Here is a 6,690-nt window from a genome sequence, read left to right as displayed (position 1 = left end):
GCGGTGGCCCGCCCGACCGCGGCGGCCCCCAGGCTGCCGGCGGGCCCGGCGGCCGCGGCGGCGCGGTGACCTTGGGCACCACCGAGCGCAGCACGATCCAGCTCTGGCTCGGAGGCTCGCCGGGCTTCGTCGCCCAGCCCCTGCCCCCGGGCATGCGGAACCGCCTGGCCCAGGGCAAGCCGCTGCCGCCCGGGATCGCGCGCCGCGCCGTCCCGCCCGACCTCCTGGTCCGGTTGCCGACCTATCCCGGCTACAGCTACTCGATCATCGGCAACGACCTGGTCCTGATCGCCGTCACGACTGGCGTGGTGGCGGCGATCCTCTCCGGCGCCTTCTGAAGGGCCGCCGCCGCCGAGGGTGGCCTTTCCGGGGCCGCATGCCCCCTGCCCGCCCGTGGCGTGGCGGGACCGGGCGACCCCTGCTATAGCCGCAGCGGTTTTTCCCCCGGGGCGCGCGCGCGCCCCGCGGTTGCGCGCTGCACCGGTGCCGACCCGGGCGCGCGGCACAGATCAGGAGTTCCCCCATCCATGGCGCGCCGCCGTCAGGTCTATGAGGGCAAGGCGAAGATCCTCTTCGAGGGTCCGGAGCCGGGCACCCTCGTCCAGTACTTCAAGGACGATGCCACCGCCTTCAACGCCCAGAAGAAGGGCACCATCACCGGCAAGGGCGTGCTGAACAACCGCATCAGCGAATACCTGATGACGCGGCTGTCCGAGATCGGCGTCCCGAACCACTTCATCCGCCGCCTCAACATGCGCGAGCAGCTGATCCGCGAGGTGGAGATCATCCCGCTCGAGGTCGTGGTGCGCAACGTCGCGGCCGGGTCGCTCTCGACCCGCCTCGGCATCCAGGAAGGCACGCGGCTGCCGCGCTCGATCATCGAGTTCTACTACAAGAACGACCAGCTCGGCGACCCGATGGTGTCCGAGGAGCACATCACCTGCTTCGGCTGGGCCTCGACGCAGGACATCGACGACATCGTGGCGCTGACGCTGCGCGTGAACGACTTCCTCTCGGGCCTCTTCCTCGGCGTCGGCATCACGCTGGTGGACTTCAAGCTGGAATTCGGCCGGCTGTGGGAGAACGAGGAGATGCGCATCGTCCTGGCCGACGAGATCAGCCCGGACAATTGCCGCCTGTGGGACGCCAAGACCGGCGAGAAGATGGACAAGGACCGCTTCCGCCGCGACCTCGGCAAGGTCGAGGAAGGCTACCAGGAGGTCGCCCGCCGCCTCGGCATCCTGCCCGAGGCCGGCGTGCGCGACATGAAGGGACCGGAGACCGTCCAGTGACATCCGATCGTTGCAGGGCGCAGCGAGCGGAGCGAGTGAGCACCGGAGACGTGAATCGGATGTCCAATCCATGAAGGTGAAGGTCACCGTGATGCCCAAGACGGGCGTGCTCGATCCGCAGGGCAAGGCGATAGGCCATGCGCTGGAGGGGCTCGGCTTCGCCGGCATCGGCGAGGTGCGCGCGGGCAAGGTCATCGAGCTGGAACTGACCGAGACCGATCCCGCCAAGGCCAAGGCGGCCGCGGAGGAGATGGCGCGGCGCCTGCTGGCCAACACCGTCATCGAGAGCTTCCGGGTCGAGGTCGCCTGACCCGCCATGATGAAGGCCAGCATCGCCCTCGTCGTCGTGCTGACGGTGCTGATCGCGATGGGCCTGCGCTGGCGCGAGGAACGGCTGCCGCAGGTGGCGGCGCAGAAGCGCGTCGGCATCCTGGCGCGCGGCAAGCGCAGCGTCGACCGCTGGGTGACCGCAGCCGCCATCGCGGTGGTGCTGACGCTCGCGATCGTCGGTGGACTCAACTGGCTGCGCATCTGGCAGGGCGGGTAAGCGTCCCGGTGCGGAACAGGAGGCCATGATGAAGGCCGTGATCGTCGTCTTCCCCGGCACCAACCGCGAGCGCGACATGGCCATCGCGCTGGAGCGCGCGACGGGCCGCAAGCCCGTCATGCTGTTCCACCGCGAGACGGCGCTGCCTTCCGGCACCGATCTCGTCGTGCTGCCGGGCGGGTTCTCCTATGGCGACTACCTGCGCTGCGGTGCCATGGCGGCGCAGTCGCCGATCATGCGCGAGGTCGCACGCTTCGCCGCGCGCGGCGGCCATGTGCTCGGCGTCTGCAACGGCTTCCAGATCCTCTGCGAGGCCGGGCTGCTGCCGGGCGCGCTGCTGCGCAACGCGACGCTCCGCTTCCTCTCCATGGACTGCCACATGCGCGTCGAGCGCGCCGGCACGCCCTTCACCGCGCAGTGGCAGCAGGGCGCCGTGTTCCGCGCGCCGATGGCGCATGGCGACGGCAATTTCTTCTGTGACGACGAGACGCACAGGCACCTCGTGGACCAGAACCTCGTCGCCTTCCGCTACTGCACGCCCGCGGGCGAGGTCACCGACGCCGCCAACCGCAACGGTGCCCGCGACAACATCGCGGGCATTCTCTCTCCCAACCTTCGCGTCTGCGGGTTGATGCCGCATCCGGAGGACCTGGTGGACCCGCTGATGGGCGGGACGGACGGGCTGCCGATGTTCACCAGCCTCGCCGAAGCGGCGGTCGCGGCCTGACGGCCGTCGGCCCGCCACGCCGGCGGGCCGCCGGCCCGGCCGGGCCTACAGGACGCCGATCAGCCACAGGATGATGAGAATCGGGATCGGGATCCCGAGAAGCCATAGCAGTCCGCCCTTCAGCATGCGCAGCGCCTCCGTGGTTGCGGCCTGCCAACGCGCCGGGCCGCCGAGGGCTCCCTCGGCGCCGGTCGGGGATCCGGGAGCCCGTCCCGAACCTCAACCGGCGAGCGTACGGGGATCGAGCCGGGAAAGCGGTCCGGTTACGGCTTCCGCGCACGCCGGCGCTCTGGACATCCGGCCGGCCACGGCCGAGAAACCGCCATGCCTCCCGTCTCCCTCGATCCGGCGCGCGCGAAGCAACTCTCGGACGAGTTCGGGCTGAAGCCCGACGAGTACGACCGCGTGCTCGCGATCCTCGGCCGCGTGCCGTCGCTGACGGAACTCGGCCTCTTCTCGGTCATGTGGTCGGAGCACTGCTCCTACAAGTCGTCGCGCGTCTGGCTGCGCACGCTGCCGACCAAGGCGCCGTGGGTGATCCACGGGCCGGGCGAGAATGCCGGCGTGATCGACATCGGCGACGGGCTCGCCGCCATCTTCAAGATGGAGAGCCACAACCACCCGAGCTTCATCGAGCCCTACCAGGGGGCCGCGACCGGCGTCGGCGGGATTCTCCGAGATGTCTTCACCATGGGGGCGCGGCCGATCGCCAACCTCAATGCGCTGCGCTTCGGCGCGCCGGATGCGCCGCGCATGACGCGCATCATCGACGGCGTGGTGCGCGGCATCGGCGGCTACGGCAATTGCGTCGGCGTCCCGACGGTGGGCGGCGAGGTCAACTTCCACCCCGCCTACAACGGCAACCCGCTGGTCAACGCCATGACCGTGGGCATCGCGCCGAAGGACCGCATCTTCCTCTCCGCTGCCGCCGGCATCGGCAACCCCGTCGTCTATGTCGGCTCCAAGACCGGCCGCGACGGCATCCACGGCGCCACCATGGCGAGCGCCGAGTTCAGCGCCGACGCCGAGGAGAAGCGCCCGACCGTGCAGATCGGCGATCCCTTCGTCGAGAAGCTGCTGATCGAGGCCTGCCTCGAACTGATGGCGACCGACATGATCGTCGCCATCCAGGACATGGGTGCCGCAGGCCTGACCAGCTCCTCCGTCGAGATGGCGGGCAAGGGCGGCGTCGGGATCGAGCTCGTGCTGGACAATGTGCCCCAGCGCGAGACGGGCATGACCGCCTACGAGATGATGCTCTCCGAATCCCAGGAGCGGATGCTGATGATCCTCAAGCCCGGCCGCGAGGCCGAGGCCGAGGCGATCTTCCGCAAGTGGGAACTGGACTTCGCGGTGATCGGGCATCTGACGGATACCGGCCGCATCGTCATCAGGCACAAGGGCATCGTCGAGGCCGACATCCCGCTCGCACCGCTGGAATCCGAGGCGCCGCTCTATCGCCGCCCGACGGCGGAGACGCCGAAGCAACCCGTGCTGGACGCGCGCGACATTGCCGATCCGCTCGGCCCCGTCGCGGCGCTCGAGAAGCTGGTCGGCTCGCTCGACCTCTGCTCGCGGCGCTGGATCTGGGACCAGTACGACAGCACCGTCGGCGGCCAGACCGTGCAGCGCCCGGGGGGCGCCGACGCGGCGGTGGTGAAGCTCGAAGGCCTCAAGCGCGCGCTCGCCATGACCACCGACTGCACGCCGCGCTACTGCCTGGCCGACCCCGAGGAAGGCGGCAGGCAGGCCGTCGCGGAGGCGTGGCGCAACCTGACCGCGGTCGGCGCGAAGCCGCTCGCCATCACCGACAACATGAACTTCGGCAACCCGGAGAAGCCGGAGATCATGGGCCAGTTCGCCGCCGCCGTGCGCGGCATGGCGTCCGCCTGCACCGCGCTCGACTTCCCGGTCGTGAGCGGCAACGTCTCGCTCTACAACGAGACAAATGGCCGCGCGATCCTGCCGACCCCGGCGATCGGTGGCGTCGGCGTGCTGGAGGATGCGGCGCAGGCCGTGGGGCTCGCGCTGCAGCCGGGCCTCGACCTGGTGCTGGTCGGCGAGACGCGCGGCTGGCTCGGCCAGTCGCTCTGGCTGCGCGAGGTTGCGGGCCGGGAGGAAGGCGCCCCCCCGCCGGTGGACCTCGCCGCCGAGCGCCGCAACGGCGATTTCGTGCGTGCGCGGATCCTGGCCGGCGAGGCCGTGGCCTGCCACGACGTGGCGGATGGCGGCCTGCTGGTCGCGGTGGCGGAGATGGCGATGGCCACTGGCTGCGGCGCGACCCTGGACGCCCCGCCACCCGAACTGCCCGCGCATGCCTGGTGGTTCGGCGAGGACCAGGGCCGCTACGTGCTGGCGGTCCGCGACACCGCCACCCTGCTGGCCGCCGCGGCCGCCGCGGGGGTCCCGGCCGCCCGGATCGGCCGCTCGGGCGGCGGGGACTTGGTTGCGGGCCCCGGCTCCTCCATATCGGTCGAGAGGTTGCGGGCGGCGCATGAGGCGACCCTGCCCGCCTTGATGGCGGCCGTCGGCTGACGGCCCGAGCGACGCAGGAGCCTGGCTGAATGGCGATGAACGCCGCCGAGATCGAGGCGCTGATCAAATCGGCCCTGCCCGACGCCGTGGTCACCATCGAGGACCTGGCCGGCGACGGCGACCACTATGCCGCCAAGGTCGTCTCCTCCGCCTTCAAGGGCCTCCCGCGGGTCAAGCAGCACCAGCTGGTCTATGCGGCGCTGCAGGGCCGCATGGGCGGCCAGCTCCACGCGCTCGCCCTCCAGACGCAAGCACCCGACTGAAGCTCATCCCCAGGGAACACAGACCATGACCGACCCGGTCCACGCCAAGATCCAGGCCGAGATCACCGAGAACCCGGTGGTGCTCTACATGAAGGGCACGCCCGTCTTTCCGCAGTGCGGGTTCTCGGCGCGCGTCGTGCAGATCCTCAGCCACGTCGGCGTGCCCTTCAAGGGCGTCAACGTGCTGGAGGACATGGCGCTGCGCGAGGGCATCAAGAGCTTCACCAACTGGCCGACCATCCCCCAGCTCTATGTGAAGGGCGAGTTCGTCGGCGGCTGCGACATCGTCACCGAGATGTTCCAGTCGGGCGAGCTGCAGTCGATGCTCGAGGAGAAGGGCGTCGCGGCCAAGGCCGGCGCCTGAACCCGCCCGCCTTCTGCCCCTCTCCCGCCAGCGGGAGAGGGCACGGGAACCCGCGCGCGCAACCTTGATTTCACCGCGGGACGGGAGCGCGCAACACAGGCCGCGTGCTCGTCTCCATCGTCACCCCTGCCTTCGATGTGGCCGCCTTCGTGGGCGACGCCGTCCGCTCTGCCCGCGCGCAATCCCATCCGGATCTCGAACTGATCCTGGTGGATGACGGCTCCCGCGACGGCACCGCGCGGGAGGCCGAGCGCGCCGCAGAGGGCGACCCGCGCATCCGCATCCTGCGCCAGCCCAATGCCGGGGTCTCCGCGGCGCGCAACGCCGCCATCGCGGAGGCGCGCGGCGCGGCGCTGCTCTTCCTCGATGCCGACGACTGGCTTGCCCCGGACGCGCTCGCCCGTCTGGCCGCGGCGCTGCACGCGGCGCCCGACGCCGTCGCCGCCTACGGCCCCTGGGCCGCGGTCCCCGAGCAGGCGCGCCCGGGCGATCGGTCGCTCCGCGTGAAGACCGGCCCGTTCCCGGACGGCGACATCCTGGAGCCGCTGCTGGTGCGCAACCTGCTGGCCAATGGCGGCCACCTTCTCGTCCGGCGCGGTGCCTTTGCGCAGGCCGGCGGCTTCAACCCCGCGATCCGCTACGGCGAGGACTGGGAGTGCTGGATCCGGCTCGCACTGCGCGGCCGCTTCGCGCGCGTCGGCGGCGACGCGCCGCTGCTCTTCGTGCGCGAGCGCGCCGGCAGCGCCTATCGCCGCATGGCGCGCGACCCGCAGGCCTTCGCGCCCGCCATGTCGGCGATCTGGGGCAACCCGGCCCTCGCCGCGCGCCTCGGCCCTCGCTTCGCGCGACTCAAGGCGCGCGCCGAGGCGGAGAATGCCTGGGTGGTCGGGCGGGAGATGATCCGCCACGGCGCGCAGGCGGAGGGGCTCGCGCAGCTCCGCGCCGCCTTCACCGCCGCACCC

9 protein-coding genes are annotated in these 6,690 nt (G+C 71.2%); all 9 read left to right on the top strand.

The window, feature by feature from the left end:
- On the top strand, positions 1–338 hold a 338-nt coding region (locus L2I40_RS16480; RefSeq protein WP_237216284.1), incomplete at its 5' end, for an anti-virulence regulator CigR family protein.
- Positions 339–527: 189 nt separating this feature from the next.
- Positions 528–1,292, top strand: coding sequence for a phosphoribosylaminoimidazolesuccinocarboxamide synthase (gene purC / locus L2I40_RS16475; protein ID WP_237216283.1), 765 nt, complete (start codon positions 528–530; stop codon positions 1,290–1,292).
- Between the two features lie 70 nt (positions 1,293–1,362).
- Complete coding sequence (gene purS, locus L2I40_RS16470) at positions 1,363–1,602, top strand: phosphoribosylformylglycinamidine synthase subunit PurS (protein WP_237216282.1); 240 nt, start codon at positions 1,363–1,365, stop codon at positions 1,600–1,602.
- 6 nt (positions 1,603–1,608) lie between these two features.
- Positions 1,609–1,839, top strand: a complete 231-nt coding sequence (locus L2I40_RS16465) for a hypothetical protein (RefSeq protein ID WP_237216281.1) — start codon at positions 1,609–1,611, stop codon at positions 1,837–1,839.
- A gap of 28 nt (positions 1,840–1,867) precedes the next feature.
- The gene (purQ, locus tag L2I40_RS16460) at positions 1,868–2,566 is read left to right on the top strand and encodes a phosphoribosylformylglycinamidine synthase subunit PurQ (protein WP_237216285.1); all 699 of its coding nucleotides are present in this window, start codon (positions 1,868–1,870) and stop codon (positions 2,564–2,566) included.
- A gap of 324 nt (positions 2,567–2,890) precedes the next feature.
- A complete protein-coding gene (purL, locus tag L2I40_RS16455) occupies positions 2,891–5,101 on the top strand; it encodes a phosphoribosylformylglycinamidine synthase subunit PurL (RefSeq protein ID WP_237216280.1) in 2,211 nt (736 codons plus the stop codon).
- Positions 5,102–5,130: 29 nt separating this feature from the next.
- Positions 5,131–5,364 (top strand): BolA family protein, encoded by a 234-nt coding sequence (locus L2I40_RS16450; RefSeq protein ID WP_237216279.1) that lies wholly within the window; start codon positions 5,131–5,133, stop codon positions 5,362–5,364.
- A 25-nt stretch (positions 5,365–5,389) separates the two neighbouring features.
- A complete protein-coding gene (gene grxD, locus L2I40_RS16445) occupies positions 5,390–5,728 on the top strand; it encodes a Grx4 family monothiol glutaredoxin (protein ID WP_237216278.1) in 339 nt (112 codons plus the stop codon).
- A gap of 104 nt (positions 5,729–5,832) precedes the next feature.
- Positions 5,833–6,690 (top strand): glycosyltransferase family 2 protein (locus L2I40_RS16440; protein ID WP_237216277.1); only part of this gene is annotated, 858 nt, incomplete at its 3' end.

The organism is Falsiroseomonas oryziterrae (assembly GCF_021864505.1).
GTDB lineage: Bacteria > Pseudomonadota > Alphaproteobacteria > Acetobacterales > Acetobacteraceae > Falsiroseomonas > Falsiroseomonas oryziterrae.
The sequence above is the reverse complement of the archived record's forward strand: the minus strand, read 5'-3'. Positions and strand labels throughout refer to the sequence as shown.